Annotated in this window: 1 protein-coding gene and 1 pseudogene; both read right to left on the bottom strand. The window is 33.6% G+C overall.

Translation table 11 applies throughout. The features are described 5' to 3' along the window. Positions 1-1,195, bottom strand: a pseudogene (locus tag JAO71_RS15685) (hypothetical protein); the annotation flags it as partial. 30 nt (positions 1,196-1,225) lie between these two features. Further along, on the bottom strand, positions 1,226-1,366 hold the full coding sequence (locus tag JAO71_RS15990) for a T9SS type A sorting domain-containing protein (protein ID WP_394370865.1): 141 nt from the start codon (positions 1,364-1,366) through the stop codon (positions 1,226-1,228). Positions 1,367-1,374 lie beyond the last annotated feature (8 nt).

Genomic DNA, 1,374 nt, shown 5'->3' with positions numbered 1-1,374 from the left:
CTGAAACTGTTAAATCATATGTGGTTGGTGATGTAAAATTACTATCATTACTAACGACTAATTGTAGTGGTTGGCAACTTTGCTTACCTGTTAAATCTATTGCTGAAATATCAAAACTAACAGATACTGTACCTAAATCACCGACTTTACTAACTCGCCATTTTGAATTTAATTGTTCTCTGTAATTAGTTGTTTCTGTTGAAAAATTATAAGTTGGATCTTTAGTCTCTTCTCCCCAAAATAAATAATCTCCATTAGATAATGTTGATGGTGTATTTATTCTAACTATTCCCGTACCTTGTGAGTCTGTATGACTTGAACCGTCTGAAGCTTGACCGATTCCTGCAACGTCATGATCAAAGTTTCCGTTAGCAGCATTGTCTTGTGTGTAGAAGTCATTTGCTGTTAAGGCTTGATTAAATTTTGCTGACAAATAATTATCTATAATTATACGTTGAGCCTCATTAACTTTTTGTTTAAAAACAACCAATTCGGTAACATCTCCTCTAAACCCACCTGTTCCTGAAGTTGCTGCTCCTAAATTAAAGCGTTGAGAGCTATGTGAATTATAAGTAGATGTTCCTGGTCTAGATTGTAATAAATTTTCATTTCTATAAAGTTGCTTACCAGTAGATGGATGTGCATCATAAGACCAAATAGAGTAATTTAACAAACCTGTTAAGCCACCTACTTGTATTCTTGCAGTCTGCGAACAACATGAACCAATGTCATAATACACAGTTCCATTCCATGGAATATGATTGGTAAATCTAGTAGATCCTACCAATGGATCAGTAGTATAAACACTAGATGTTTGAGAGGTATTATCTGCTTTGGCTACAAGAAATGATGACGCTTGATTTATAATAAAATTAGATGTGGTTAGAGTTAAACCGGTTCTTAACCTTTGACTTCCGCCAAATGAAACCTCTCCATAACCATTAACTGCCACAGTGTTTAATGTTGGTCGCCTTGTACCTGTTTCGCTAATATCAAATGCAGGTAATCCTGCTGAATTTGTCCAAGTATCGATTAAAGTTCCTGAAGTTGACAATCCATTATCTGGTCTATACCATATAATTAAGTCTGAAGTACCTTGATTTGAACCAACTCCACCTGGACCTGATTGAGAAAATATTGTAAACGGTAATAATAATGCTAAGGTTATTATAGTTAAAGGGATATTTTTAAGCATACTATAATTGATATTTTGTTAATTAGGTAATTATTGCTTCACAAATTTAAGTGTTGTTTTTACTCCTGAGGTTTCTATTATTTCTGCAATATAAATTCCAGATGTTAATGCAGACATAGACACTTCTTGAGTTGTAACAGAATCAAACGATTGTATAGCTTGTCCTAAAATGTTATATA

It is taken from the genome of Olleya sediminilitoris (assembly GCF_016785945.1).
GTDB classification, from domain to species: domain Bacteria; phylum Bacteroidota; class Bacteroidia; order Flavobacteriales; family Flavobacteriaceae; genus Olleya; species Olleya sediminilitoris.
This window is presented reverse-complemented; position numbering and strand designations above follow the sequence as displayed.